The sequence below is a fragment of the Aliihoeflea aestuarii genome (assembly GCF_024105665.1).
Taxonomy (GTDB): domain Bacteria; phylum Pseudomonadota; class Alphaproteobacteria; order Rhizobiales; family Rhizobiaceae; genus Aliihoeflea; species Aliihoeflea aestuarii.
The window spans coordinates 22,352-49,016 of sequence record NZ_JAAAMK010000008.1; the positions used below are offsets into that span (position 1 = coordinate 22,352).

Annotated in this window: 31 protein-coding genes; 13 read left to right on the plus strand and 18 right to left on the minus strand. The window is 60.9% G+C overall.

The genetic code is table 11. The annotated features are described in order from the left end of the window. Positions 1–74: 74 nt before the first annotated feature. From GTW25_RS15195 to GTW25_RS15255, 13 genes are read right to left on the minus strand one after another with little or no spacing between them, the layout of a single operon-like run. Positions 75–2,114: a type IV secretory system conjugative DNA transfer family protein gene (locus tag GTW25_RS15195; RefSeq protein WP_252913102.1), complete on the minus strand. Its 2,040-nt coding sequence runs from the start codon at positions 2,112–2,114 to the stop codon at positions 75–77. Further along, positions 2,111–3,142, minus strand: a complete 1,032-nt coding sequence (virB11, locus tag GTW25_RS15200; RefSeq protein WP_148914172.1) for a P-type DNA transfer ATPase VirB11 — start codon at positions 3,140–3,142, stop codon at positions 2,111–2,113. The genes GTW25_RS15195 and virB11 overlap by 4 nt, the downstream gene beginning before the upstream one ends. Next, on the minus strand, positions 3,123–4,340 hold the full coding sequence (virB10, locus tag GTW25_RS15205; RefSeq protein WP_252913103.1) for a type IV secretion system protein VirB10: 1,218 nt from the start codon (positions 4,338–4,340) through the stop codon (positions 3,123–3,125). The genes virB11 and virB10 overlap by 20 nt, the downstream gene beginning before the upstream one ends. Next, on the minus strand, positions 4,340–5,149 hold the full coding sequence (virB9, locus tag GTW25_RS15210) for a P-type conjugative transfer protein VirB9 (protein ID WP_252913104.1): 810 nt from the start codon (positions 5,147–5,149) through the stop codon (positions 4,340–4,342). The genes virB10 and virB9 overlap by 1 nt, the downstream gene beginning before the upstream one ends. After that, on the minus strand, positions 5,146–5,841 hold the full coding sequence (locus GTW25_RS15215) for a VirB8 family type IV secretion system protein (protein ID WP_252913105.1): 696 nt from the start codon (positions 5,839–5,841) through the stop codon (positions 5,146–5,148). The genes virB9 and GTW25_RS15215 overlap by 4 nt, the downstream gene beginning before the upstream one ends. 44 nt (positions 5,842–5,885) lie before the next feature. Continuing rightward, on the minus strand, positions 5,886–6,896 hold the full coding sequence (locus GTW25_RS15220) for a TrbL/VirB6 family protein (RefSeq protein WP_252913106.1): 1,011 nt from the start codon (positions 6,894–6,896) through the stop codon (positions 5,886–5,888). Between the two features lie 9 nt (positions 6,897–6,905). Further along, the gene (locus GTW25_RS15225) at positions 6,906–7,097 is read right to left on the minus strand and encodes a hypothetical protein (RefSeq protein WP_372493190.1); all 192 of its coding nucleotides are present in this window, start codon (positions 7,095–7,097) and stop codon (positions 6,906–6,908) included. 29 nt (positions 7,098–7,126) lie between these two features. Continuing rightward, positions 7,127–7,825, minus strand: a complete 699-nt coding sequence (locus GTW25_RS15230) for a type IV secretion system protein (protein ID WP_252913222.1) — start codon at positions 7,823–7,825, stop codon at positions 7,127–7,129. An 11-nt stretch (positions 7,826–7,836) separates the two neighbouring features. After that, positions 7,837–8,901: a lytic transglycosylase domain-containing protein gene (locus GTW25_RS15235; RefSeq protein WP_252913107.1), complete on the minus strand. Its 1,065-nt coding sequence runs from the start codon at positions 8,899–8,901 to the stop codon at positions 7,837–7,839. Further along, complete coding sequence (locus GTW25_RS15240; RefSeq protein WP_252913108.1) at positions 8,898–11,312, minus strand: VirB4 family type IV secretion/conjugal transfer ATPase; 2,415 nt, start codon at positions 11,310–11,312, stop codon at positions 8,898–8,900. The genes GTW25_RS15235 and GTW25_RS15240 overlap by 4 nt, the downstream gene beginning before the upstream one ends. A 2-nt stretch (positions 11,313–11,314) precedes the next feature. Further along, complete coding sequence (locus tag GTW25_RS15245; RefSeq protein WP_252913109.1) at positions 11,315–11,614, minus strand: VirB3 family type IV secretion system protein; 300 nt, start codon at positions 11,612–11,614, stop codon at positions 11,315–11,317. 3 nt (positions 11,615–11,617) lie between these two features. Further along, the gene (locus GTW25_RS15250; protein ID WP_245414201.1) at positions 11,618–11,911 is read right to left on the minus strand and encodes a TrbC/VirB2 family type IV secretion system protein; all 294 of its coding nucleotides are present in this window, start codon (positions 11,909–11,911) and stop codon (positions 11,618–11,620) included. A gap of 54 nt (positions 11,912–11,965) precedes the next feature. Further along, positions 11,966–12,847 (minus strand): lytic transglycosylase domain-containing protein, encoded by an 882-nt coding sequence (locus GTW25_RS15255; RefSeq protein WP_252913110.1) that lies wholly within the window; start codon positions 12,845–12,847, stop codon positions 11,966–11,968. A 167-nt stretch (positions 12,848–13,014) separates the two neighbouring features. Here GTW25_RS15255 and GTW25_RS15260 point away from each other — a divergent pair, with 167 nt between their 5' ends. The 4 genes from GTW25_RS15260 to GTW25_RS15275 are packed head-to-tail and all read left to right on the plus strand — an operon-like array spanning position 13,015 to position 15,329. After that, the gene (locus GTW25_RS15260; RefSeq protein WP_252913223.1) at positions 13,015–13,596 is read left to right on the plus strand and encodes a hypothetical protein; all 582 of its coding nucleotides are present in this window, start codon (positions 13,015–13,017) and stop codon (positions 13,594–13,596) included. Then, on the plus strand, positions 13,593–14,129 hold the full coding sequence (locus GTW25_RS15265) for a thermonuclease family protein (RefSeq protein WP_252913111.1): 537 nt from the start codon (positions 13,593–13,595) through the stop codon (positions 14,127–14,129). Before GTW25_RS15260 ends, GTW25_RS15265 begins: the two co-directional genes overlap by 4 nt. Next, positions 14,126–14,821, plus strand: a complete 696-nt coding sequence (locus GTW25_RS15270) for a thermonuclease family protein (protein ID WP_252913112.1) — start codon at positions 14,126–14,128, stop codon at positions 14,819–14,821. Before GTW25_RS15265 ends, GTW25_RS15270 begins: the two co-directional genes overlap by 4 nt. 22 nt (positions 14,822–14,843) lie before the next feature. After that, a complete protein-coding gene (locus tag GTW25_RS15275) occupies positions 14,844–15,329 on the plus strand; it encodes a hypothetical protein (RefSeq protein WP_252913113.1) in 486 nt (161 codons plus the stop codon). Between the two features lie 60 nt (positions 15,330–15,389). On the opposite strand, the gene GTW25_RS15280 is transcribed toward GTW25_RS15275, so the two are convergent. Continuing rightward, a complete protein-coding gene (locus tag GTW25_RS15280; protein ID WP_252913114.1) occupies positions 15,390–15,680 on the minus strand; it encodes a hypothetical protein in 291 nt (96 codons plus the stop codon). A 324-nt stretch (positions 15,681–16,004) separates the two neighbouring features. Here GTW25_RS15280 and GTW25_RS15285 point away from each other — a divergent pair, with 324 nt between their 5' ends. The 7 genes from GTW25_RS15285 to repC all read left to right on the plus strand — a co-directional run bounded on the left by GTW25_RS15285 (position 16,005) and on the right by repC (position 23,163). Further along, on the plus strand, positions 16,005–16,631 hold the full coding sequence (locus tag GTW25_RS15285) for a response regulator (RefSeq protein ID WP_252913115.1): 627 nt from the start codon (positions 16,005–16,007) through the stop codon (positions 16,629–16,631). Between the two features lie 3 nt (positions 16,632–16,634). Then, on the plus strand, positions 16,635–17,339 hold the full coding sequence (locus tag GTW25_RS15290) for an FkbM family methyltransferase (RefSeq protein WP_252913116.1): 705 nt from the start codon (positions 16,635–16,637) through the stop codon (positions 17,337–17,339). Then, positions 17,329–17,874 carry a putative pterin-binding protein gene (locus tag GTW25_RS15295; RefSeq protein WP_252913117.1) on the plus strand — a complete coding sequence of 182 codons (546 nt, stop codon included), beginning with the start codon at positions 17,329–17,331 and terminating at the stop codon, positions 17,872–17,874. The genes GTW25_RS15290 and GTW25_RS15295 overlap by 11 nt, the downstream gene beginning before the upstream one ends. 44 nt (positions 17,875–17,918) lie before the next feature. Next, a complete protein-coding gene (locus GTW25_RS15300; RefSeq protein ID WP_252913118.1) occupies positions 17,919–19,136 on the plus strand; it encodes a sensor histidine kinase in 1,218 nt (405 codons plus the stop codon). Between the two features lie 276 nt (positions 19,137–19,412). Beyond that, positions 19,413–20,618, plus strand: a complete 1,206-nt coding sequence (gene repA / locus GTW25_RS15305; RefSeq protein ID WP_252913119.1) for a plasmid partitioning protein RepA — start codon at positions 19,413–19,415, stop codon at positions 20,616–20,618. Positions 20,619–20,693: 75 nt separating this feature from the next. Beyond that, positions 20,694–21,680, plus strand: a complete 987-nt coding sequence (repB, locus tag GTW25_RS15310) for a plasmid partitioning protein RepB (RefSeq protein WP_252913120.1) — start codon at positions 20,694–20,696, stop codon at positions 21,678–21,680. Between the two features lie 166 nt (positions 21,681–21,846). Then, complete coding sequence (gene repC / locus GTW25_RS15315; protein ID WP_252913121.1) at positions 21,847–23,163, plus strand: plasmid replication protein RepC; 1,317 nt, start codon at positions 21,847–21,849, stop codon at positions 23,161–23,163. A gap of 72 nt (positions 23,164–23,235) precedes the next feature. Here repC and GTW25_RS15320 read toward each other — a convergent pair whose 3' ends face one another. The 4 genes from GTW25_RS15320 to GTW25_RS15335 form a co-directional block, all read right to left on the minus strand. After that, positions 23,236–23,445: a hypothetical protein gene (locus GTW25_RS15320; protein WP_252913122.1), complete on the minus strand. Its 210-nt coding sequence runs from the start codon at positions 23,443–23,445 to the stop codon at positions 23,236–23,238. Between the two features lie 214 nt (positions 23,446–23,659). Further along, a complete protein-coding gene (locus tag GTW25_RS15325) occupies positions 23,660–24,082 on the minus strand; it encodes a type II toxin-antitoxin system VapC family toxin (RefSeq protein ID WP_252913123.1) in 423 nt (140 codons plus the stop codon). Next, on the minus strand, positions 24,079–24,345 hold the full coding sequence (locus tag GTW25_RS15330; protein ID WP_252913124.1) for a type II toxin-antitoxin system prevent-host-death family antitoxin: 267 nt from the start codon (positions 24,343–24,345) through the stop codon (positions 24,079–24,081). Before GTW25_RS15330 ends, GTW25_RS15325 begins: the two co-directional genes overlap by 4 nt. Before the next feature lie 82 nt (positions 24,346–24,427). Then, positions 24,428–25,633 carry a site-specific integrase gene (locus tag GTW25_RS15335; protein WP_252913125.1) on the minus strand — a complete coding sequence of 402 codons (1,206 nt, stop codon included), beginning with the start codon at positions 25,631–25,633 and terminating at the stop codon, positions 24,428–24,430. Between the two features lie 197 nt (positions 25,634–25,830). Here GTW25_RS15335 and GTW25_RS15340 point away from each other — a divergent pair, with 197 nt between their 5' ends. Both GTW25_RS15340 and GTW25_RS15345 read left to right on the plus strand, forming a co-directional pair. Further along, positions 25,831–26,109, plus strand: a complete 279-nt coding sequence (locus GTW25_RS15340) for a type II toxin-antitoxin system TacA family antitoxin (protein ID WP_252913126.1) — start codon at positions 25,831–25,833, stop codon at positions 26,107–26,109. Further along, positions 26,106–26,645: a GNAT family N-acetyltransferase gene (locus GTW25_RS15345; RefSeq protein WP_252913127.1), complete on the plus strand. Its 540-nt coding sequence runs from the start codon at positions 26,106–26,108 to the stop codon at positions 26,643–26,645. The genes GTW25_RS15340 and GTW25_RS15345 overlap by 4 nt, the downstream gene beginning before the upstream one ends. Positions 26,646–26,665 lie beyond the last annotated feature (20 nt).

Here is a 26,665-nt window from a genome sequence, read left to right on the forward strand (position 1 = left end):
ACTACGCGATCGATCCTATTCACCAAGAACGGCATGTTCGCGCTCTCGAAACAGAACGCGATGAAAGTGGAGAGTCAGCTCGCCTCGGCCTCGGCGATCTCCAGTTCGTCTGGAATGGTCTCGTCGAACACGCGAGCCCAACTGCCTTGCTTTACACGCTGGTTTCCGGACCTGGCCGGAGCCTTGGTAAGAGCCTTCAGTTTCCGGGCGGCTTTTGCGAAACGAGCATCGAGTGGACCAGGCGTTGCTTTCGCTGCGGCCCCTGCTCGCAACTGTGCCTTGGCCGGCGCGACCGCTCTTGTTTGGCGCCTGTCGCCAACATCAGCGGGTTCGGCCCAAGCGGAAAGTTCTCGACCGGCACGCTTTGCCTTGTCCGGTGCCTGGGCACCCTGGACTTCAGTTTTCGAGATATTCGTGCCCTCGCCAGCATAGGCAGGAATTGTTGCCGGTACGGGCCGCTGCGGCAGGAACTCGGTTGCCGGCACGTCCGGCACATGTGTCTGTGAGAAGCTCTCCATTTCGCGGAACGGCGATGTCCGGAAAAACCGAAGCTTATCAGCAAAGACCGGCCCCTGACCTTCGGCCAGAATGACCATCTTGTCTCCCGGCATCTGCCGCACCTCCTGCGGCATCATCAGGTCGCGCTCCCTCAACTGCTCGACCTTTGTACGGCGATGCAGGCCCATCAGCTCGATCGTGCGGGACTCGGTCTTGTATCGGACGGTGCGCTTGCCCAGGGCTTTCGACACGGCTTCGGCTGTTGCCTGGTCATTGGCGCCGAAGACCAGCTGGTAGCCACAATTGCCCATCAATGAGTGGCGGGACGTCTCGCCATAGGTCTCGTCCAGGTTCTTCAGGTCCTGGATGACGAAGGCCATCTTGACGTTGTAGCCAGCCACGTAGGGCAGCTTGGTCGTGATCTCGCTCATCTTCTTCAACTGACGGAACTCGTCGAGCAGGAAGTAGACCGGCACCGAACGTTCCGCGTGCTCGATCATCAGCGTGTCGAGAGTCTGCTGCACAAACAGTGCGAGCAACGGCCGCAGCAGTGTGATGTCGGTGACCTTGGGGGCGAGGTAGATCGAGATCGGACGCCGCTTCAGGGCGCGTAGGTCCATGTCGGTCGCTGATGTCGCTGCCACGACGCGCTCGTTGCGGAACGGCCGCAAAGCCTTCTGGATGTCAAGAAGCGCCGAGGCGGCGGCGCGTTCGGACAGGGCGATGTAGGCGTTAAAACTCTCCGTCGTGAAGCGAGACAGATACGGTTCCCGTTTCTTGATGAGCGTCATCATCGCTTGGAGATTTGCGCCGCTGTTGAAGAAGGACGTGACCTCGCCGAGAGTGCGATGTCCCTTATAGTAGACGCTTTCGTTGATGTAGCTGATTGCGCCGGCGATGACCTGCTGGGCGGTAGCCTGCCAGATCGAATTCTCGGATTCGGTGACTTCCGGCACAAGAATGGCAGCCATGTTCTGGATGTCGGTGGTGCGGTCACCGCGGTCCGCTCTGATGAAATCTAGCGGATTGTAGCGATGCGACCTTTCCGATCCTGGCGCGAACAGGAATACCTGACTGCCCCTGGACTTGCGATAGCCGGCGGTGCTGCGAAAAATCTCGCCCTTGAGGTCGGTGACGATCATCGAGCCTTCATGCGAAAGTGCGTTTGGAATGACGTAGCACGCCCCCTTCCCCGAGCGTGTCGGCCCGATAATCAGGTGATGCCGATCGTCGTCGACACGAAGGATTTGGCGCCCGAAACGGCCGAGGATTTTCCCCTTCCGCCGGAACCATCCATCACGGCGGAGGGTCATCGCGGTCTGGAATCGGGCGTCGCCGAGGGGGCTCAAGTTCGGTCGAAGGCCGGCATAGGCCACGATGCCGGCAACCAGCGCGGCTGGGAGGAGGGCACCAAGCGCCACAACGCGCAGGACGCCGCTGTCCCCATAGGCGATCAGCTGCTGTAATGGGGCAAACGGATTTGTGGTGATGGTCGCCTGCAGGACCCGACCATCGCGATACAGCAACTGCAAACCAAGACCATAAGCCAACAGCCAGACGGCAAGGGCGACGGTTAGGCAAAAGCCGAAATAGAAGACGCGGAGCGACCCGGTCATGCCGCATCCGTCCGTCCGCGAGCGAAGAAGATTTCGGAGACGCCGCGTCTGCCCCCTTCCCTGCGCAACTGGATCACGATCGGAATGACGCTCTGGATGTAGGAGATGAGATCGGCTTTCGGATAGGCGGCCGATAAGCCCGACTGCATCACCATCATGGCGAGCTGCTCGTAGGCACCAAGCGGCGTGTCGGCATGGACCGTCGACATCGAGCCGGGATGGCCCGTATTAATTGCGCGCAGAAAGGCGAACGCTTCCGATCCCCTGACTTCTCCAACGAAAAGCCGATCCGGTCGCATGCGCAGCGAGGCCTCGAGCAAGGACTGGATCGTCACATTGGCCGTTCCCTGGTCGCCACGAGAGGCGAGCAGATGCACCGCGTTTTTCTGTGGCGGGAAGAGCTCCCGCGTATCTTCCAACGTGATGATACGTTCCTGCAGGTCAACTGATTTGAGGCACGCGTTGAGGAATGTCGTCTTGCCGCTGGAGGTGCCGCCACTGATCAGGATGGACACGCGATTGATGATGGCCGTTCGAATGAAGCCGTAGATGTCCCTGGCCGAGAGCTGCTCGATCAACGTATGATCGGTCCCGCTGAGACCGCCGACGGCGACCGTCACCTGATCAAGCGATCCCTGATCGCGATAGTCGTCGAGCGTGAAGTTGCTGATGACTTGCTTGCGAATGGAAACGGCACCGCCTTCGGGCGCGGCGGGCGGTAGGACGACCTGTATTCGCTCTCCTGTCGGCAGGGCGGCGCTGAGGATCGGACTTGACCGGTTGATGAACTGGTTGGTTGTGGCCGCGACGCGCTCGCCGATGTTGACGATCTCGTCGGCGGTGAGCTCAGGTATTTCATAGTGTTCCATGTGGGCCGAGCCCATCCGCTCCACATAAACTTGGCTCGGGGAGTTGATGGAGATCTCGACGACCTGGCTGTCATCAAGAAATGGCCGCAGCGACTCAAGCGCCCGGTTCAGAAAATGGTGTTTCTGTTCGGCGGCGAAGCTAGTCGAGATTACGTTCACGACGGATCTCCCTCAGTGCCTCGGTGACGGGATCCTCGTACATGGCGGAAAAATCGAGGTCCTGGCGGACGAAGACGAAGATGCGCTCGCCTTGGCTGACGCTGATCGTCGGTGGAATTCGTAAGGAGTCTCCCAATGCCTGGTTGGCCATGTCGGAGAAGGTCTGCGCGAGGGTTTCACGGGCCAGCTCTTCAGCGTTCTGCGCATTGTCGCTGTCTCCGGCCGCCGCCTCGCTGCCGTAACCGGTTAGGTAGCTGGCGCCGGCGCCGACGATTGAGAGCAGAATGGCTGCGCCGAAGCGCTCGCGAAACTTCTTGTCGACGCGCCCGGTCAGGCCGGCACGGCCCAGACTGTCGGCGCCGATCGAGTTTAGCCGGACCGACACGCCGTCATCGCGCAGCATGCGGGTCCAGACCACGAAAATTCTCGTCTGACCCCGCGTGATTTCGGACTGGTACTCACCGATGAGACGGGTGCCGGTGGGGATCAGAATGCGTCGACCGTCAAAGGAGTAGACGTCCTGAGAGACGATCGCCCTCACCTGCCCGGGAAGGTCGCTGACGATAGCGGTCTCTAATATTCCAGGGATCAACGTGCCTTCAGGAACGAGTGCGTCGATACGTTCGATCTTTCGCGCCTTGGCGCCGCGGTCGCCAATGCTGGAGGCTGCGGCGAGGAACTTGCTGCTGCGATCCTCACCGGCGACGGTCAGCCCCTCCACCTCGTTGCCGGTCAAACTGCCTTGCCCGCCGGCGGTCGCATTGTCGACCACGACCAGTTTCGAGCGGAAGCGCTCGGGGAATTCTTCAGCCGGCGCATCGACCGCTTCCGGCGGCGGCGGCGTACCGGGAACGGGCGGCGGTGGCACCTCGAACTCGGTCGTATCGGCCTCTTCGGCCGGAGGAGGCGGAGGCGGTGGCGGCGGAATCTGGACGATCTCCGGCGCCGGAGGTTCCGGCTCGGGCTCTCCCTCGCGCACAAAGGATGGAGGACGAAACGTCGTGGTGGTGAACTCCTCGTCGCCGTCGAGCATCTCGCGGACCGGCGGCTGCCTGCCGGCGAGAACCAGATAGCCGGCAGCAATGCCCAGCAGGACCAGAACAGCGCCACCGACGAGTTGCTTACGACGAACGGCATTGTCGGCAATGACGGAATCGTCGCCCTGACCGAGAGCCTCGAGTTCGGGGGAGCGCTTCATCAGTTTCCGCTCCGACGCCGGCGTTTGGCCTTGTCATCTTCGACTGGCCCGAGGATTGCCGGATCAGGCGCCGCGAAATCCGGCTTTCTGAGATTGAAGATGCAGATCCACTGATCGCCATCACGCAGAGTGAACTGGGTCGCCGTCCCGTCGACGACGATGTACTCGCCTTCCCTGCGGAAGTTCCGCAGCGTTTCGGAGAAATCCGAATTGACCGCGAAGATCGCCGGCACGCGTCGGTCGAATTTGAAGAAGGTCTTGTTGCCGTCATCGAAGACCATCAGCGGCTTCAGGCGCGCATCACCCGAGAACGAATAGTCGATGTTGACGTTGGCCTTGTCGATGCCGGAGATGTTCGGCCAGGCAGCTCGTTGTTCGGCCTCCTGTCGCAAAGCAGCGTTGAGATTCTTCTCCGGGTAGTGGAAGCGGATTCCAAAAACCTTGCGGCGAGCCTCGGGCGCGAAATCATGCAGTTCGAGATAGTAGATGCGCTTGTCGGTGACGACGTTCATGTTCGTAACGACGTCTTTGGCGATCGGCTTGACGAAGAGGATGTTGCCCTTCTCGGCCGGGACGACCTGCCAACTTTCCGTGTCGCCGAGCGAAATCGTTTCAAACTTCTCGTCCTCGTCGAAGATGATCATGGTCGAGATGCCGTAGGTCGCGAAAACCTGGACGACGTTGTTCTCCTGGTAGGTGACGCTGGTCACGCGGGCATCCAGAGAACCGCCCTTCGGGGTCTGCGCCGCCATCGCCGGCCAGAGGGAGCCGCACAGCATGAGCGCAGCCGTCCAGGAGCGGCCCCTCATTGCACATCTCCGGGCGTGACCGTTTCCTGATCCCGGCGGTAGGAATAGACTTGGAAGCCGAGCGGGTTCTCGAAGCGCCACTCGTTGCGAATCGGCGTGTCGGTGTAGCGGAAGCGCACGACGGAGATCCAATGACGGACGACCGATTCCGTGTCGCTGCGTTCGTTGGTGGAGAACCTGACGATCGCCGTGCTGGCGTTCGGGAACGTCACCGATTTGATCTCGACGAGGACCCGTTTCAGCCGGCCATAAACCTTCGTGGGGTTCTGTGCATTTGCCGCGCTGTAGAGAGTCTGCAGTTCCCGCGCCGCTTCGTCCGCGGAAAGAAGCGCTGCTATACCAAAATTCTCGGTGATAGCGTAGGGGTCGTAGCCCTCGCGGGCGCGGATGTAGCGCACGACATTGGCTTGTGTGATCGCCTGCTGCTCGTTGAGGTTGGCCGGCCGTGTCAGGCCGGACTTCACCTCGATGTAGCCTGTGGTCTGGTCGACGGTGACGACATAGGGCTCGAAGCTCTTCAGCGGCAGCATCAACACCACGGCGAGCAGGCTGAGCATGGCGATCCCGGCAAAGACGATCGAGAAGAACCAGGCGACGCGCGCCGAGCGCTTCGCTGGCTTGATGATCTCCTGCTCCCAGATATCGCCTTGCTGGAAATAGGACCGCAGCGCGGATTCGGACTTGTCTGCCATCCCTGCCCTTCTCGTGTTGTTCGGGATCCAACATCAACCTGCCGTCAGGTCTGCCGAGGCGTTCCATTTGACGTGATCGCGCGCTGCATGGAGGCGCCCACGCCATCCTGCCGAGGTGAGTGGAGTCGGGCCTGGACGCGATGCACGGCAGCCCGTGTCTGGCGTGCCGATTGCCCAATCGCTTCGCGTCCGAGATAGACGCCGCGATAAGCATGTCGGCGCGACTCGTGACCGATGGCGGTTGCGAAAGCCCCAACGATGCCTTGCGCTAAGGACTGCACTTGGAAAAGCACGAACGCGCCGGCGATGCACAGCATGATGAAGGCAGCGAAGTCGCTGAGCTTCAGTTCGCGATTGCCGGAGATGCTGTCGATCGTCGTCAGTTCCGGTTCCATCGCCGCGATCAGGAATGCGGCGATCACGTAAACGAACAAAGGAATCATCGCATAGAGCAGCGACTGATTGAGCCAGCCGACGGCATAGTTACGAGTCGAATCGAAGAAGAAGCACGAGATGAAAATCGGCGCTGTGCCGAGGAGAACCCAGAGGATCACCTTCGCAAGAACCAGAATTCCCAAGGCGATTGCGACGAAGATGCCCGCGAACAGCATAATGACGATGCCAATCAAGGCCGGCAGAACGGACAGATAGCCGGCCTGTTCAGAGAAGGTCGCTGCGGCGGTGTTCGCGGTTTTCCAGATTTGCGACAGCCCGTTCGTGGGTTCGGTCACGCCGGTACCCGACGCCGCCAGAATGGCGCGGCCGGCCGCCTCCGGCACCGTCGTCAGCCAGTCATAGACAAGATCGTTGAAGTTCGACCATGTGCCGACCAAAATGAGAATGACGAATACACGCACCAGCCGACCAATGATTTCGGCGACGCTGAGGCGGGAAGTCCCGAGGAAAAGCTGCACGCCGTAGAACAGGACGGCAAGGACGAAGAGCAGGCGTAGAAGCGGCTCGAGATCCTGGCTCAGCGCCTCGTACGCGCTCTGGGAAAAGTTCTCTCCCGAAGCGTCAATCCGATCCAGCAGTTCTCCAATGAAATCGTCCACCGCCCTGCCCTATTCTTCGTCGCCAGTCGCGAAGCCCTGGATCGCCGCCAATGCCGCAGCCCTGTCCGCGTTGACCGAAAACATCGGTCCGCATTCGTCCCCGGTGCTGGCATAGCTCGACAGATTGGCCGGTCGTGTGCACGGCGCCGTCTTCTCGCGCGGTGTGCCGCACCCGCTGGAGAGAACGGCCAGTGCGAACACCAAAGCGTTCGAGATGCACTGCCGCCCTCTCATTCGTACCGCAGCGCCTTTTTGGTGTTCGACATGTCGGTCAGCTTGCGCTGGTTCTCGGCGTGCAACGACTGCACGCCGGCGTTCAGCACGCCGATCATTTCGTTCAACGTCAGGCCCGTCTGGACCTGGAGCTGCGTGTTCTGGTCGATAGAGCCTTTGATATCCTCGGCCTTGCCGATGTCGCCGCCGGCGGTTTCGAGTGCGGAGCGGCGGGTTTCGACCGCAGCTTGAGAACCGGTAATCAGAGCCGACACGCCCATCACCGTTTTCATGAGCTCCTCATAGGATTTGTCGCTGGCCAGCGAGCTGTTGTCCTTGCCCGAAAGAGAGCGCACGAGTTGCAAGCCGTTGATGAAAAGCGTGGCAGCTTCGACCACTTTGGGATCGAGTGAGCCGAAATCGGCGATCTCACCCTTCAGGATGCTGTCGAAGGACGGCATGGATGAGACGCTAAAACCGTTGCCGATCGCGATATCCTTCAGGGGACCAGCGTCGCCCCCGCGGTCGCCGGTGACCGCCTTCAGGGTCTCCTCGACCGTTGTGAGGATTTCCTTGTTCGTATCGAGAATCTTGCCGGTCTTTTCAGCGGTATCACGTGCGACCGCGTAGTTGGTCTTGTCGATGACCGGGATATCGGCTGCTGCCGGCGCTATGCCTGCGCCGACGAACGCCAGAATTGCCAACGAGCGTTTCATGTCGATCTCCATCATTGAATATCGAGGAGCAGCTGCGCCTGCGCGTCGATGTGTTGAACACATGCCTTCGCGTCGGCGTCCCAGACAAAGCCTTCGCGCCCGTCGCAGAAGCCAGCCACTGGCCGATCGTCGCCTTCGTTGCCCGTCTCATACCGGGTCGATCGGTTTGTGCCGGACAGGTCGCCTAGCGTCATGGCGTTGGTGGAATTGGTGAGATCGGCGAAGGCCGTACTGAGCAGGATCAGCCGATTGATGAGCTCGATGTTCGCGTTGTGCGCGCCCGAATTGTGATCCCAGCTGTCCTGGATCGTGCCCGAACTCATGTCGCGAAGTTGCGTCAGCCAGGACGTGACATCGCCGGACCCCTCTCCGATCGCCGCGGTCAGGCCCATTGCGATCATGGTGCTGGTCCGGGCGCCCGCATAGGCGCCGCCACCGCCATAGTTGACCGGAATGCCCGATTTGTCGGAGCCGCCGAAGGCAGGCAGCCACTTCCGGGTTATGTTGGCGACATAGCCCTGCGTCTCCTTGAACGGCGGGATGCCGCCATATTTGTTCACGTTCCCCGCGCCGGCATTGTATGCGGCAAGCGCCAGCGAGACATTGCCGTTGTACTTTCGAAGCTGCTGCTTGTAGTAGCGCGCGCCGCCGCGCAGGTTCTGATCGATATTGTAGGGATCGACGCCAAGGTCGCCGGCGGTTCCCGGCATAAGCTGGGCGAGGCCGATCGCCCCGGCACCGGACTTTGCACAAGGATTGAAACGGCTTTCCTGGTAAACGAGCGCCAGGAACTGGTTTTCGTCGACACCTTCTTCCCGCGCGATCCGACGAACGAGGCCGGCGATCGCCGGATTGGCATTCGCCGCTGCGACCGGATCATCCTTTCGGCCTGGCCGGTACATTGAGCAGGTCACGCTCTGATTGTTGACGTAGCGCTCCTCATCGACCTTCTCGATCTCGCCGGTTTTCCGGTCGCGATCCTCGCGCTGGTCGAGGACCGTATTGTCGATCGTCGGAATGTCAGCAAGCGCTGGTGATGCTGCAAACACCAAAAGCATGGAAACAGGCCGAATCATGCTGGAACCTCCCAGCCGCAGAAAACAGGCAGCCACTTCGCCGGATCGTCACCGAGTTGCGCGCGAAGTGCTGCGCATTGCTCGATCGTCTCCTTGCGGCCGGACATCACGCGCACGAGGTCCGGCATTGAGGATAGATCCAATCGGGCGATGACCGAGTCGTTTCCGTGCTTGATCAAGAACGTCCGCCGCTCAGGCGGGGTGTTGCGAATGAAGGCGTATTCCTTGGCGGTCAGTCCGAAGCGCCGGATGTAACTTTCCTCATCTGCGCGTGGGTTCGGGAAATGCAGATTGGTTGCCGACTGCTCGATCAGCGTGTGCGATTGCGGCGAGCGCGCAATATCGGCCGCCGACTGTGTGCCGAACCCGACGATCCCGTTGAGCTTTCGGATCGTCTTCATCTTGTCGACGATGTAGTTGGAGAAGATCGGGTCCTGGAGAAGCTTCCAGCCCTCATCCATGAAGATGAGAACCGGCTCGCCGGTGAGCAGCTCGTCCAGCCGATGGTAAAGGTACATGAGCGCCGGCGTACGCACATCCTGATTGTCGAGGATGTGCGTCATGTCGAAGCCGAAAATTCGGCGGCCCGAGAACGACAAGACGTCCTGCGGCGCGTTGAAGAGCCAGGCCTTCTCGCCCTCGAACCATGGACGCAGACGTGACTGAAGATCGTTGGCGTCGGAGCGCGCGCGACCCATCAACAGGCCGGACAGGTTGGCGAGCGTGCGCTGTTCGACCGGCTCCTGGCAGATGCGCCCGATCGCGCGCTCCAGCGTGTCCTCTTCTTCCTGGGAAAAACCGTGGCCGTCGGCCGGGTCGAGCATGGCCTTGAGAAGCCGATGCAGGAACTCGCGATTTGTGGCGTTGTTCTCGAGCTGCAGCGGATTGAAACCGGTGACAACGCCTGGCTGGAGCACCTCATAATCGCCGCCGACGGCGCGGATGAAGATCTCGGCGCCGCGGTCCTTGTCGAAGAAGACGGCCCGCGGCTCAGGCGAGATCCGAAAGGCCTGCGCAAGCAGGAAGGTCAGCGCCACGGTCTTGCCCGACCCGGTCGGTCCGGTTACCAAAAAATGGCCGATATCGCGTTGGTGGAAATTGAACCAGTAGGGCGTCTGCGACGTCGTTTCGAGGATCGAAATCGGCAATCCCCAGTGGTTGCCGCTAGCCGAGCCTGTCGCGAAGTTGTGCAGCGACGAGAAACCCGAAAAATTCGCGCTCGACAGCATGCAGGAACGCGCGATGTAGGCGTGGTTGCCCGGCAGTTGCGCCCAGAACGAAGCCTCCATGTTAAGGTCTTCGCGTAGCCAGTTGATGTTCATGTCGGTGAGACACGAGCCGAGCTCGGCGACGGCCTTGTCGAGCCCAGCGAGATCGCGCGACAGGCACAGCAGGCTGAAATGGTGATAGCCGAAGACGGCTTCCTGGTTGAGTAGGCTGTTCAGCGCGAAATCGATATCGGTCTCGACGGTGCTGCCCGATTCATCCGATGCATGGATCTGACGCTGTAGCCGGGAAATGCGCTCCTGCGCGATCGGCTTGTCGGCAAGCGTGAACGACTGGGTGCAGATGAACTCGTGATTCATCTGCAGGAGCCCGTCGAGCATCCCAGGTCCGGAGAACGGAGGATATTCCTTGATCGACATCATCGCGCCAAAGCGATTCTCCGCCTCGGTCGGACCCTGCGCCTGTAACGCCCGCTTCGAGAAGTGTAGCCGCGACGTGCCGACATAGCTGCGGATGCCCATTCGGGGCAGGCGCATATCGCGCGCGATGCCGCAGGTGAGCAGCGTGTTGATAAAGGCGCAGGGTTCCGAATAGGGCTCGCCGTCCCGGTAGACGACGCCAAGCGGACGCGCGCCGTACTTTTGCAGCTCACGCGTGACGTTGCCCACGATCTCTTCGAGTTCGTTGATGCGTTCGTGCAGCCGCTGCTCAAGGACCTCCTTGCCGGAGGAGCGGTCGAGCAGTCTTGAAAAGCCTTCGGCGGCGCCGAGCGCGCCGCGCATTCCGGAACGGACGATCGTGAGGTAGAGTTCGTTGGTGAACATGCGCTTGTCGCGCAACGATGCCACGTAGCGCGTGTTCAGAAGATCGCAGAACGGGTCCGAGTAGATCCCGCCGATCCAGGGCTTGACCTCCTTGCGAATCACCGTCGACCAGAGCGAATAGCGGCTCGAGCCGAGCGCTCGAATCAGCGTGTTCTGGACGGCCGCACGCATGTTGAGCTCGGCCTGGTCCTCGGTCTGGAAGAACAAACCATCCAGCTTGATCACCGAAAGGATCGCCCCGCTTTCGAGGCCGATCACGGCGTCGGCGACATGGCGCAGATACGGGATGTGGATCGACATGGGCCGTTCGCGCCGGCTCTCACGTCCAAATCCAAGCTCTTCGATGACGACGTTCAACATGATCACGGCCCGTAGGAGTTGGTGCGCCAGAACAGCCGGTTGGGCGTCCGAGGTGTGCGGCGACCGACGACCTGCGCGAGATCGAGAATCCGGATGTCGCGGCTGCAGAAGGCGAAGAGCGCGAGATAGATCAGCGGCGCGATCAGCGCCGACCAGAAGCTCGTGCTCACGAGGAAGGCGATCAGCGTGAAGCCGACGATGATGTAGAAGGCATTGAGAGGGATGCCCCACATCATTGGCGGCCGTGTCAGACCGATCACCAGCGGCGTCAGATGGGGTTGTTCGTCGGTGACCTCGCCCATGGCTCAGTTCCCCACGGCCGCGATCATCTCGTCCACGATCGCCGGCGCGCCAAAGACGAGGCCGATGCCGAGCACGACCGCGCCGGCGGTGAACCAGGAGAGGCGGCCGGCGAAAGCAAGGAAGCCGAGCGCGATCACCGCGATGATGGCGAGAAGCCGTCCGAACGGCCCGGTGATGAAATCCACGATCATCTGGACCGCGGTTTCCAGCGGCGCAAAGGCGCCAGAGGATTGCGCCAATGCCGGCTCTGCAAACAGCAGACAGATGGCCAGCATCGTGACGAATGCAATTGGCATTGGGATGGGCCGAGCAGCAGGCGAATAGGAAACGTCGTTCATGATGACCTCCGGCTAGAAATGCATGACACCGCCGATCCACTGGCGGCGTTCGCGCGACGTGATGACTCCGCTGGCAGGGGTAGATTTCTGCTCATCAACAACGTCACGCGGCTCGCTTGCAGTCGCACCGCTGCCCTCAGGACCCATCTGGATGTTGAGGACCTCGGCGACGTATCCGAGCGTTTCCTTGAAGGGCGGAATGCCGCCATAGTCGCGCACGCGTCCCGCGCCTGCGTTATAAGCGGCGGCAACGAGAAGCGGATTGCGGAATTCGTCGGCTAGTTCGCGCAGGTAGCGGACCCCACCATCAATGTTCTCTTCGGGATCGCAGATATCGGTCACACCGAATCGCTCGGCCGTCGCCGGCATTAGCTGCATGGGTCCACGCGCGCCTTTGGGCGAATTGCGCAGCCGATCGAGCCGGCTTTCGGCGGTCACAACCGCGACGGCGAATCCCGCATCGACATCGTGCCGTTCTGCCGCCTCGATCACGAGGCGGGTGATCTCAGCAGGCGTTGCCGGAGACGGCCCGCACTCCGGCGTGCCAGGCTGAATACCACTATCAAAATGACTGCCGCGGGATTCGAGCCCGACGACCTCGGCTGCTGGCACTCCGATCAGCTCGGGCGCCTGGTTTTGGGGAACTATCTGACCACCCTCTCCCAGCACGTAGTCGTCAGGCAGCCGCGCCCAGCGTGCTTCGGCCACGGCGTCAGCGGACGACGGAACATCATCATGTTGTTGTCCATTTTCGCCTGTCTCGACCGGCTGGAATGCCAGGCGCGAGGACAGTTCTGAAGCCAATGTTACTTTGGCCGCGGCAACGCATATGCTCGTGAGGATTGTCACGGCCAGGATCGGCGCTATCGACGGTGATTTTGCCTGCATCGCCATGGGTCCGCATCCAAAGCCTTGTCACGACAGATGCAGGAATGGTTAGGCGAGAGAAAAAACAATGTCAATTTGATTGTGATTTTTTCTTGCAAAGAGAGAGGAGGCAGGTCAATGTCGAGCAAGGTGACAACCTGGAGGCGATTGCATTGAAACGAGCGGCCAGTTGCCTGGCGGTGATCGGCGCATGCCTGCCGGCCTATGCGGCCGGGCCGGTGGACGAAACCTATGTTCGTTCGCTCGCGGCACCCGGGAAGACCGTCCTGGTCATGGAATATTACGACGGCCAGGGGAACGTGTCGGAGCGCAAAGGCTATGCGTCGGCTTCCGGATTCAAGGCAGTGTCGCCTACTGACTTCCGCGTCGACGCGAATCTGACGGTGCACCTCTACGGGATCGAGCCTTGCGCGGGCGACATGGTCAATCGCAAGGAAGGATTTGCCGGGTCCTGTGACGACTACGCTCGCCAGGGTCTGGCAACGCTGCTCCAGTCGCCCCGTGTGATCTACTGCCGCGCCTTTGTCAGCGAGTCCGGCGCGCAGGCGCAGGACGCAACCTGCTACGGCTACTACAACTACCCGGGCAGCCTCGACTCGATCGACATGTTCGAGGAGCAGCTGGTCTCGCTCGGCACTCACCGCATCGCAAAGCGGGCGGACGGGACACCCACAAGAGCCGATCTGAAAGAGGCCGAGGACATCGGTCGTCGCGGCTACGGCATGTGGGCGGATCCAAGGGTTGCCGGCCAATGAAGTCCCCTGCCCTCTTCCTGTCGCTGACCGTCGGTTTGACGCCGGCAACGGCCACACCGCCGGAGGGTTACTTCGAGCTGAAACCAGGCGTGACGCTCGAAAGCGGAGACAGCTGGCAGGACAGCGGCCGACATTTCCGTCTCTTCGGCGTGCAGGCCTGTCTGCGCGGTACAGCCTATATCGATAATTCGGGCGCTCGTCGCGACTGTGGCGAGGCCTCCTTGGCCGTGTTGGCCGCCTACATCGCAGATACACATCCCGTCTGTGCGAAGGTCGCGCAATCGGCCGGAACGGTCTTCGTGTCCTGCTACGCAACGATCGGCGCCGACAGGCTGGATCTGGCCAATCTGATGATCTCCTCCGGGTTTGCTTTCGCGTCCCTGGACGAACGCGGCCTGCCCCATCACACGCCTTACGCCGTGGTGGAGCAGGCCGCCCGGGAAAAGAAGGCCGGTCTCTGGCAATTCGACGGTGTCCAGCACCCGGCGCTCCTGCTCGGACAAGGCGCGGCCGGTGAAGGAACGTCGCCATGACGTCAGCGGCCGTCAAGTCGACCGTCGCGGCTTTGCTGCTGGCCGCCCAGGCCTATCCAGCCCATGCGGCGGACCTCCTGCGCGATCAAAGACGATCTTCCGTCGAAGCAAACTCGGTTCCCGAACTGAGCGAGGCAATACGAATCGACGGCCGGACATCTGTCATCGATGGCAGAACGCTCTGGTTCCCGATGAGCCGGCACAAGGTACGACTGGCTTCGATCGACAGCTGTGAACTGCCGCAATGGGCCTACGATCCTCGCCGCCACGGCGAAAGCGCGATCCCGAAGCCGGTGCCGTGCGGGCCTCTGGCGAAGGCGTGGTTGAAACGGACAGTAGGCAACGCCCAGGTGACCTGCTCGGTTCTGGCGAAGGATGTCGATGGCGCCCTTCTCGGCCGCTGCACCATGCGTGGCCGTGATCTTGCCCTCGAGATGCTACGGGTCGGCTGGGCCCGTACGATCGCGCGGGCGCCAGCCGAGTATGACGCCTGGCAGAACTACGCGATGTCCGCCCGGCATGGCATGTGGGCCACCTATGTGCTCGATATGCCGGAATGGCGCGCAAAGGCCGTGGACCGGACGTTGTCCCGGCGACCGATCGCGGATTTCAACCTGCTTGCCGAACGCGAAAGCGAGATCTCTCCGCCGTTCGAAGATGCGCGCAGGCGCCCCAAGCGGACAGATCGATAGGCTGATCGAAGGAGACGTCCCCATGAACGGAGTCAGGCTGACCGCGACAGCGACAATCCTCGCCGTGGCGACGTGGATGTGGTTTCCGGACCGTGCTGAGGCGAGTGAATGGGGATGCGAGGTGCTCTTGTGTGCGTCATCCTCGAACCCGTCCTGGCGCGGCGTACCGGCGTGCCACGCTCCGATGTATCGCCTGATTTCGGCGATGGGCAACTGGGGATTTTCCTGGCCGACCTGCCCCGAAGCCGGGACAGGAAAACCGGGCTATGAAGCCTATGACGATTGCCCGGCAGGCTGGAACATCGGCTACAGCAACCAGGACCACCGCGGCGGTAAGCCCGACCTTTGCGTGCAGGTGCGGGACACCTGCCCCTCAGGCTTCGGTGGCCGTGACGATTGCCAGCAAACTGTCACCACGGCCCGGCCGCTCCGCGAAGACCCATACTATTTCGACATCCGGCACGATGACGGCAATGTCACGCGACACTGGTTCAGCCTGCGCCGATAGTCGTCACGACACTTTGACCCGTCCGGTTACACATCCGATTGTGTTGTCGCGCTGGTAAACTTAGATATCGGAGGCGGGTCTTCGCCAATCTCGATGGCGGTCCCCACAAGGCCCGGTGGAGAGAGCGTCGCCAAGGTCCGACTTGAACGGACGCAGGGTCAGAATAGCGCGTTGGACGTCGCTCGGCGGCAGGGTGACAGCGTTCGAGGACATGAGCGCCATCAGGTAAATGAGCTTCTCGCGCGCCTCCTCGCAATCCGCTGGATCAAGAGCAACCACAGCTTCCAATGCGGTCTTTCCGCGTAGCCGGTTGAGCTGGGCGAGAGGATAGAGCAGAATCGACCATGGCATTCGTGAATATCCGTTCAGCCGATTCGCAGTCGTACGCGTTCTGTTGTGCAGCGATACTGCTTGTCGGATGGTAACCACCCGACCGTTCAACTTGATAGGCATCCGGTTCTCTTCACAATAGCCTTCTCCGCATGCGAAGGTTTGCCAAATCGTGCGAGGCGTGCCGAATCTTACTCTCAGCAATCAAGTTTGATTGAAAGGGGGCATTTGCCTCCCGTTTTTGGCGAAGGGGGATGGCCTCATCCCCTTTTGTCCAGCGCGAATATGCGGTCTTATGCATCGTGCTGGGCGGCGGGGTAACTCGATTGATCGGGAGACCGACTCATGCACCGAGCCCTCGTCGTCGAAGACCAGAATCTGATGCGCCTGGCCCTCATGACCGAACTTCGCGCGGGGCTGCGCGACTGTTATGTCGCCGGCGCCCAAACCCTTCCGATGGCAAGACAGCTTCTCGAGCAAGATCGGTTCGACCTTGTCATTACGGACCCGGGCTTGCCAGGCTTCGATCCCACTTCGCGTCATGATCGACTTCACGTGGTCGAGACGATTGTTGAGGCCGCACCGGACGCCGCACATATCGTCGTCACCGGTTCGGATGACGAGGACGAGGCATTGGCCTGCCGATTGCTCGGCGCCAGGAGCTATGTTTGCAAGACCGGGTTGGCGCCAGGCGAGCTGCGCAATGTCCTCGAGCAGATTGACAGGGGCGAGACGCCGATCCGCTTGTCCGAGCTGGACGCCGCGAAGCCGGATGTGCGCTTCCCTACCCTAACCCCGCGTGAAGACGAGATTCTCGCTATGATGATGCGCCGCAAGGCGGGAACGAAGCGCCGCGAAGTCTTCGAGACCATGTCGGGCAAGACCGGGATCAACCCGGCAAGCGCCGAGAAATACTATAAGCAGGCGCGCGCCAAGCTGCTGAAACTGGGCCGCCTTCCGAAGGGGCTTTGACGGATGACCGAACTCACCGTCCACGGCGTGCGCGTGCCGATCTCTCCCGACGAAGTTTCCGCCGAAATCTGGCGAGCATTGCGGAGCGGCAGCTACGAGGCCAACGAGGCGCGACGGATTGCTCGTGCGATTCGACCCGGGGATCGTGTCCTCGAACTTGGCGCCGGGTTGGGAGTCATCACATCGATCATAGCGTCGGTCGACGACGTTCGCGTCTGGAGCTTCGAGGCCGATCCGCAGACCACCCAGCTTGCCCAACGCGTTATTGAGCTGAATTGCAACGGCAATGTCCTGCTCTCAAACGGTATCCTCGCCGCAGGACCTCCCCAGAAGGTTTCCTTCTTCCGGCGATCGGATTTCTGGATGTCGTCGGGGTTTGCCGACCAAGGGCCATACCAGCAGGTCATCGAGATCACGTCGCGGGATATCGATGCCTTCATAGCGAAGCACGGCATCAACGTCCTGGTCATGGATGTGGAAGGAGCCGAACTGGACCTGCTCCAGAACGCGTCACTGCCGGGGATAGAGCGTGTGTTCCTCGAGCTGCACGACCACCTCTACGGCCTGGCAGGCGTTCAGACGATCACCGCGGCCATGGCGCGCAAGGAACTGATCTACGATCCTCGGGGGTCGAGTGGCCCCTGTGTCTTGTACTCGGTCGATGACGGGGAAAGGCAATTCGATGCGGAGGTTGCCCATGCGACGTGAAACATTCCTCAGCGCCGTCTCGGGGCTGTTAGCCTTCGCATCGACGGCCATCGCTGCCTACTCTGATCCCAGCATTCTGACCATCGAGGGTAGTCAGCGGACGGTTTCTGATCGATATCCCGTCGAGCGGCTGCGCTCGGATTTCAAGAACGTCGAGATCGAAACACGAACTCCGTGGACCAAGGAAGGTGAGGCCATCAGTTTCCGGGGACCGAGGATCGCCGACGTTCTGCTCAAGCACGGCCTGGATTCCGCAAAGTCGGTGCAGTTCATCGCCTACGACAATTTCACCTCGGAGATCCTGCTCAAGGAGATCCAGAGCTACCAGCCGATCTTTGCGATCGACCGCGCCTGCGTGAGCGCGGACGTACGGGCTGGTAGATGCAAGTCAGATCAGGAGTTCACGCCGCTATCTCCCGAGGAGCAGGGACCGATCTTTCTCGTCTGGCCCTATGATCAGCTCCCTGCGGAATATGTACCCGCCCGCAATTCGATCTGGGTCTGGTTCGTCGTGGCCGTCAGGCCGGTGGAATGAGGGGGTATGCGCCGGGGCTCAAAGCCGCCCTCCCCTTCGCAAGCTTGGGTATCGCGCTGCTTCTCTGCGGCGGTGCCTTCGTCCGATCCGAACAGTATCGTGCCGAATCGGACCTGAACTATAGTCAGACGTACGAGGTTCAGTGGCGGACGACGCAGATCCGTGAGCATCTTGCTCGTATCCACGGCGAGCTGCGCCTGGCGGCGGCGACCGGCCGGATGGAAGCTGATCTCAAACGCCAGGTCTTCCTGCTCAATGCGAATGTAGACCAGCTGCTAAAGCTCGAATATGCCCCAAAATTTCTCGGCGACCGCGATGTCGAGCTACTGCGCGGCTTGCAGGCCGTGGCAAGCGACTATCTCGATCCAATACTCGAGGGCAGCACGGACTTCGAGGGCGCGCTTCAGGTCATGCCCGATTTGGAACAGCGGATGTTCGAGGTTTCCGGCACCGCGGTTGCGCATGCCGAGACATTGAACACGACGGCTCACATTGAAGAAGCGGCGTCACGAAACAGGTTCCTGTTTGCGGTTGCGTTGGTACTCGCCGCCGTCGGCTATGCGATCATCCATCTGCGAAATGCGCTCGCAAGACGGCAGGAACAGCACTTGCGGTCGTTCTCTTCGCTCTACGCGCACATGACGCGGTCGCGTGTCACCGCCTTGAAGCTGTTTCTGGGCTACCAGGACGAAGACAACGTAAAGAACCCCGAGATGCTGATGCCGGCGAGAGAAGCGGTCCAGCAGCTGGAAGCCATCACAAACGGCCTCGGCACAATAGCGTATGCAAATAGGGATACCCGACGGGAAAGTCTGGCGACGGTTCTCGATCAGCTAAGCGCGATCGGTTCCTGCAAACTTCATATGCGCGTCAGCCCGGACGCCGCTCAGGTACAGGTGCCGGCCGCGCCCATGCGACTGATCCTCGATGAACTCGTCCAGAATGCCGAGGCCGCGCTTGGAGCCCAGCAGAAGGGCCAGATCACCGTCGCCGCGAAGGTCAAAGATCATCGTTTCTCCAAGCGGCGCGACCTGGTGGTCGAGATTGTCGATGACGGCCCGGGAATGTCGGCCGAGGTAGTGGCGAGGGCGAAAACGCCGTTCTTTTCTACACGCGCGGGCTCACATACCGGGTTGGGGCTGACAGGCTGTACGCAGATGGCGGCGGCTTTCAACGGGACGCTGGTGCTAAGTTCGGAATATTCCAAAGGTACGTCAGTCCGGGTTTCAATTCCGATCGAGCCCTTCGATTGTCACGAATGAGGTGGAGTTGACAGCCGTGCAATGCGAAGAGTTTTGCTGCCATTTCAGCAGCATAGGCCCGGCGCGATACTCGCTCCGCGTCGTTTGCATGGTCATTGCGCGGATGAGGGCGTTCTCAGTGAAGCCTTGTCCGGTTGTCTCAGGGCGCCGTATGCCGTTGGATGACGGTTACTTTCTGTTAACGAAAAACTTCTTGCTGGATCGTCCGAATCGGCCATTAATCACGCTTACGATGCAGTTCGCTGCGGAAAAGCGTTATTCCGGAAATAGGCGCCGATGAATGTGATGCCAGAGATCGATGTTGAGCTTGAGTTCGACGAGGAGATTCTCGAGCAAGGAGAGCTCATTTCCGACAAACTGAACATGCTGCGGCTTGAACAGTATCCTCCCGATGCATTGAAGGGACTGCGGCGGTTCTCGTCGGCCGAGGTGGCAGAGTTTCTTGGAGTTACGCAGAACCATATTAAGAAGCTGCACCTCGAGGGCAAGGGTCCTGCCCCGGACGTCTCAAGTTCCGGTCGTCGTTCATATACAGCACAGCAGATGTTGGAACTGCGTCACTACCTCGACAAACATGGCCGTTCGGACTTTAAGCGTTATGTGCCGCAACGTCGACTTGGCGAGCCGCTTCAGGTTATCTCAGTGGTCAACTTTAAGGGCGGCAGCGGTAAAACTACGACCGCCGCCCATTTGGCGCAGTATCTGGCGCTGACCGGGCATCGCGTGCTGGTGATCGACCTAGATCCCCAGGCGTCATTGTCTGCGCTTCACGGCGTGCAGCCCGAACTCGACAAGAACCTCTCGCTTTATGAAGCGCTACGGTATGACGAGTACAGAAAGTCGATTAAGGAGGTTATCCGCCCGACGAACTTTCCTGGCCTCGATATCGTGCCTGCCAATCTAGAGCTCCAGGAGTACGAGTACGAGACGCCGTTGGCGGCATCGAATCGAAATTCGCCAGAAGGCCGCTTGTTCTTTACGCGCATTTCCACCGCACTTGGCGAAGTCGACGATCGCTATGATGTCGTCGTGATCGATTGCCCGCCACAACTGGGCTACCTCACTCTAACGTCGCTGACGGCGTCGACATCCGTTCTTATCACTGTGCATCCACAGATGCTCGATGTCATGTCGATGAGCCAGTTCCTGCTAATGCTTGGCGGCATTCTTCAATCTATCAAGGAAGCCGGGGCCACTGTCCGGCTGAAGTGGTTTCGCTATTTGGTTACGCGCTACGAGCCCACCGATGGCCCTCAGGCCCAGATGGTGGGCTTCCTGCAGGCGCTCTTCAACAAGCGCATGTTGAAGAATCAGATGCTCAAGTCCACTGCCGTCTCCGATGCGGGGATTACGAAGCAAACCCTCTACGAGGTCGAGAAAAGTCAGTTTACTCGCACGACATATGAGCGAGCGATTGAGAGCTTGAACGCCGTAAATGCGGAAATCGTCTCCCTTGTTCACAAGGCGTGGGGGCGCAGATGATTGTCTTGACAGCCGTGCAGATCGGCAATTCGCCTTACAATTTCAACACGTTCACAGGTCATCCTCGGTGTGCGAATGGCTAGAAAACACCTCCTCGCAAGCGTGACAGCTTCATTGAATGCTGAGAGATCACAATCATCGTCGGAAGCTCGATCCGAGTATACGAGGAAGGGTGCATCGCGTTCGATGCGGCAGTCTCTCGACGAACTTGCCGAGAGCAGCATGAAGATGCTTGCAGGTGAAACAGTGGTTTCGCTGGATCCAGCTGACCTCGATAGCTCATTCGTCTCCGACCGGATTGACGAAAGCGATGAAGAGTACGCACAGCTGCGAGAGGCCATCAAGCAGTCTGGCCAATCGACGCCGATCTTGGTGCGTCCGCATCCTGATGCTGCGGGCCGGTACATGATCGTGTTCGGCCATCGTCGGGCCAAGGTAGCGCGAGAACTCGGGACTCTGGTCCGAGCGGTGGTCAAGCCGCTCGCCGATATCGAACACGTAATTGCGCAGGGCCAGGAAAATACCGCCCGGTCCGATCTGTCATTTATCGAGAAAGCGTTGTTCGCGCAGCGATTGCTCGACCAAGGAATGACCAGGTCCACCATCAAGTCTGCTTTGACTGTGGATGATACGCTGCTCTCGCGCATGTTGTCTGTCGCCGGGGGGATACCTAAACCCGTTCTGAGCGCTGTTGGTGCTGCCAAGGGAGTCGGCCGAGACCGCTGGGAAGAACTGAAGAAGCTGGTTCAGAATCCGACGAACGCGGAAAGATCGGTCGAGTTTGTCGAGGCCGACGAGTTCGCCAAAGCTCAAGACAGCGAGCAAGGGTTCAATCTTCTTTTGAGTTTTCTAAAGAGCACTAGAACCCCGAGAAAAGCACGTGTCATTCCTGGATCGAAGGACTGGGCTCCAGAGGATCGATCGCTCGTAGTCGCTGTCAATCCCGGGGCAGGCGGTCTCTCGCTCGAGTTCAAGGACAAGGGAGCAAAGCCTTTTGGCGAATGGCTCGCCAGGAATCTGGACAGCCTCTACGAGGCCTTCAGGAAGTCGGAAAATAGATAACGGAGATCGAACCAGCAAAAGAAAAAGGCCCCCGAACGTCACCGCGCGGAAGCCCTTCTCGTATTCTCTGACAAGATCGAGAATCGCAAATCCGCGAATCACTGTCAAGAGTCTCGGCGCTGTTTCGGCGAGCGGATTTCTTTTGCCTAACGACAGGTGAGAGAAGATGCAGACGCATATCACAACGACGCCCTTTGGGCGGCGGCCGATGACGCTCGCCATGATGGCCAGCCAGGTCGCAGCAAACGCCATGCCGGAAGGCGCCAGCGTTCAGAAATGGCATGTCTTCAAATTCATACGTGAAGCCAAGGATTTGATCGGCGCCACCGATCGCTCACTGGCGATCCTCAACGCGTTGCTGTCCTTCCATCGGGATATGGAGCTTTCGGCCGATGGCGAACTCGTCGTGTGGCCATCGAACGAGCAGCTCATGGCCCGTGCAAACGGCATGCCGGCGACAACATTACGGCGTCATCTGGCCGTCCTGGTCGATTGCGGGCTGATCATCCGCCGGGACAGCCCAAACGGCAAACGCTTTGCGCGCAAGGGCAGGGGCGGGCAGATCGAACAGGCTTACGGCTTCGATCTGTCGCCGATCGTCGCGCGAGCCGGGGAGTTCGCCGAGCTGGCTGAGACGGTTCAGACCGAAAAGCGCGCCTACAGGGCTGCCAGGGAGCGCCTCACATTGTTGCGCCGGGACATCGTGAAGATGATCGACGCCGGCCTCGAGGAGGGGGTTCCAGGCAATTGGGGCAAGATGACCCGAACCTATCAAGGGATTATCGGCCGGCTCCCTCGAACCGCTCCCCGGCAACTCCTCGAGGATATCTGCGAGGACCTGGATCTGCTCTGGATCGAAGTTCGTGACGTGCTGGAATCTTTCACGAAAACACAGAATCCGGACGCCAATGAGTCCCATTCCGGTCGCCACATACAGAATTCAAACCCAGACTCCATCTCTGAATCTGAAAGCGGCTCAGGAAATAACGAAGAAGCGACCGGCAACGCTGCGGAAAACGACAACCTGCACAGCTTGCCCAAGCGGGAGTTGCCCTTGGGGATCGTGCTGGACGCCTGCGGAAGCTGGCGCGAGCTGGCCAAGGATGGCGAAATCCGCAACTGGCGCGACTTTTTGGCGGCGGCGGAGGTCGCCCGGCCGATGCTGGGGGTCAGCCCCAGCGCCTGGCGAGAGGCCTGCGAGGCGCTGGGCGAACGCCAGGCGGCGATCACGCTGGCTGCCATCTATCAGCGCGCCGATCAGATCAAGAGCGCCGGCGGCTATTTGCGCAGCCTGACGGACAGGGCCCGCGACGGGAAATTCTCGGCCTGGCCAATGGTGATGGCGCTCTTGCGCGCGAAACTGGATACCCAGAAGGCCGCAGCGCAGACCCATGGCAGATCGGCGGATGATGGTGACGAGGGGGAAGGGCGACTTGAGGTGTCGGAAGCGCTTCTCAGAAGTCTGCGTAGGCCGAAATCGTGATGGCGGATGAATCGGTGTGTCCACAGACGGCTGATCGGTGGTACGGTCGCGCGCGTGGGTCGAGCCATGGGCTCATTCTTCGCATACGAGACCGTCGAACGCCTCAAGCAGCGCATCCACGATCGCTTGACCAAGCGCGTGAGCAGTCTCGCGGGTTTGTGCTTCGTCTCCGCGGCGCGAAGCGGTGGCCAGATTCGAACCTTGATCGGTCAGGATCGCATTGGTCCGATCGATCGCCCATTGTGCGAAATCGTCTCGGCTGTCGACGATCCTGGGATCCATGAATGCGCGCTCCGGCGTTTACCTTTCCTTCGGCCGATCCGGCTAAAGTCAGGGGGCGCGATAGGTATTGCGTTCGCGCATATTCAATCATGGCCTCTCAGTCCCTGCTGGACAAGCGGTTCCGCTTTGCCCGGTCGAGAAGACCCTTAGCGCCTGAGGGGAGGCCGTAGACGGTCACGCAGCCCTCCCAGATGGCCGGGGTTTCGAACGGGATTCAGGCGGTCCAAGGATCGAACAGCTCGAAGGCAAACCCCTCGAAATCCCTCGTGTTGCGGGTCGCCAAGGTGAGCTGTTTCGCGGTCGCTGTCGCGGCGATCAAGGCATCCATGGATGACAGACCGCGGCCGCGACGCTTGGCCTGGGCCATCAGATCGCCCCACGCTAAAGCGATCGGCTCGTCTACATGGAGAACCCTTTGCTCAAAACGCTGCGGCAGATCCTGCGCCAGCCATTCGGCCAGAGCCTCGCGTTTCCGGCCTTCGTCCATGAGGGCGACGCCGCGCCGGATCTCGGCAATCGACACCACGCTGATGAACGAACGGTCCTCATCGAGCTGGTCCAGCCATTCCAGAACCCGCGGGTCGGGGGCTGGCTTCGTCACCTCAGAGAGAACATTCGTATCGAGCAATAGCCTCACAGCCGCAGATCACGCGGTTCGTCGCGCTGACGGTCGACGTCGAGATCGGTGCCGCGCAGCGGCGAATCCATAAGGAACTCCGCAAGCGTGCCCTTGCGCACCGTCTTGCGCTGCCATTCCTCGGCCGAGACGACAACGACACTTGGCTTGCCGTTCCGGGTGATCGTTTGAGGTGCAGACTGTGCGCGCTCGATGACCTCCGACAGCCGAGCTTTGGCTCCTGCGACGGTCCAGTTGGTATCTTCTTTGGGTGCAGATAGCATCGTAGGCCTCCATGACCACTATGACTATCCTGACTATATGGGATTGCCCATACGGCTGCAACAGGGGAGGGGAGGGAGCTTTTCAGAGCCCTGATGCCTTGGTGAGATTGACGCGGAAACGATCGCGCCGCCGCTGGTACTTGCGGGTCATTTCGGCGCTCGCATGTCCAAGCTGCTTTTGCACATAGCGCTCGTCGACCTCGGCTGAGGACGCGAGTCCGGCTCGCAGAGAATGGCCCGCGAAGAGCTGTCCACGTGCTCCCTCGGGCAGATCGCCGCGCACGCCGGCGGCCAGTACGGTCCGCTTGACCAGACGGGCGACCTCCTGGTCGTTGAGCCGATCGGCGCCGACGGCCTTGCCTTGCCCTGTCACCCGGCGGAACAAGGGGCCGTGCGCGATCCGACCGAGCTTGAGCCAGGTCTGCAGGGCGACCACCGGGCAGGTGGCGTCAGCCGAGCCGCGGCCGATCTCGACCTCACGCCATCCGGTTTTGCCGCGCAGCGTCACGAGCATGCCCTTGTCAAGGATCTCTATCCAGCCGGAAGAATCCTCGGTCTGGTTGCGGCCGCAATCCAAGCCGACCACCTCGGAGCGGCGCAGGCCGCCGGCAAAGCCTAGAAGCAGCATGGCGCGGTCGCGCAGGCCGCGCAGGGTGCCACGGTCGAGCGTTTCCAGCATGGCGATGAGGTCCTCGGGCAGGATCGCTTCCTTTTGCCGGGGCGGGGCGGCGTGCTTGTTGCGGATGCCGGCCATGACGGTGGCGATGTGACGGTCCTTCCTGTCGAGCGGCTGGCCGCGCTGCACATAGTTCCAGGTCAGCGAGGACAGCCGTCGTTCGATGGTCGAGACGGAGTTCGGCTTCTTGACGCCCGTCGCCTTTCCCGAGGCGCAGGCGGTAATGTAAAGGCCGACGACCTGGGGATCGGCCGGAAACATCTCGACGCCTTGGCGTCGGCACCAACTCGAAAAATGCTTCCAGTCGGCGGCATAGGCGCGGCGGGTGTTAGCCGAGCTCGCTGCTTCGACATAGTCGCGGGCGTGGCCGGCAAGCGCGTCGAGATGCGCCGGCAGGCGTGGCGTGGCGACGGCCGGGAGAGGGGGCGAGGAGTGGTCGGCATCGCCGGCGGAAAGCCAATGATTTGGCTTTTCGAGCGACGAACGCCCGGAGCCATAGCGGAGGGCCGAGGCTTCGGCCGACGGTCCCTCCGGCGCGCGGCCCATTTCCATGACGACATCGACGATGTCGGGCAGGTCATTGGGGTCCTGGTTGTCGGCGTCGTCGGTCATGACAGGGATTATAGCGTGATTTGGCCGGCGACGGCGAGGGGCGATCGAGACAGTCGCGCGGCTGGTTGAGTGCCTTCCGGCTGTTTGATGGCTGTTTCGCAGGCAGCTAATAGCGCTTGTACGCCTTTAAGACACATATACTTGACGCACGGGCGCTGCTCAGCTACATCAGGGACGAGAGAGTAAAGGACGTTCTTATGCCTCGGGCAGCGGTTGAAGCGAACGAACGGATGAATTTGCGGGTGGCGGCGCAGCAGAAGGCGACGCTGATGCGGGCGGCCGCGCTTGTGCACGCGGACTTGACGGAGTTCGTCACCCGTGCGGCCTTGCGCGAGGCCGAAGCGGTCATCGAGAGCGCCGAGAGGATAGAAGTCTCGGAGCGGGATTTCCTGCGCATTCTGGAGCTTCTGGACAACCCGCCGCCGCCGAACGAAAAGCTGCGCGCCGCGATCGCCGCTTTGCCGCGTGACCGATGAGCGTTCCGGCATGGCATGAGGAGCCGATCGCCAAAGAGCACGATCGGAGCGGCTTCGATTGCGGCGATGCGGACATGAACGCGTTTCTGGCCCGTTATGCGCGCCAGAGCCATGAGCAGAACGCCACCAAGACCTATTGCGCGATAGAATTGGCCCGTCCCGGGCGGATCCTCGGGTTCTATTCGATCGCGCCGTCGGCTGTGGCCCACGCAGCCGTGCCGGCGCGGATGACCAAGGGATTGGCGCGCCACGACGTTCCGGGCTTTCTGCTGGCGCGTATCGCCACCGACAGGTCGGTCGCGGGGCAGGGGTTGGGTGGCCAGCTGCTGGTTGCCGCAGCTAGGCGGTGCCTGCGGCTGGTGGCGGAGGGTGGCGGCATCCTTTTGATCATCGACGCCAAGACCGAGCATGCGGCGGACTGGTACGCGTCGTTTGGCGCCGAGCGCCTGCAGGGCCAGTCCCAGGGCGGGCCGTTGCGGCTGGCGCTCCATCTGACGACGTTCGCGGCGGATTTGCGGGCTGCCGGCCATCTTTGAAGGCCAATTTCCAAACGATC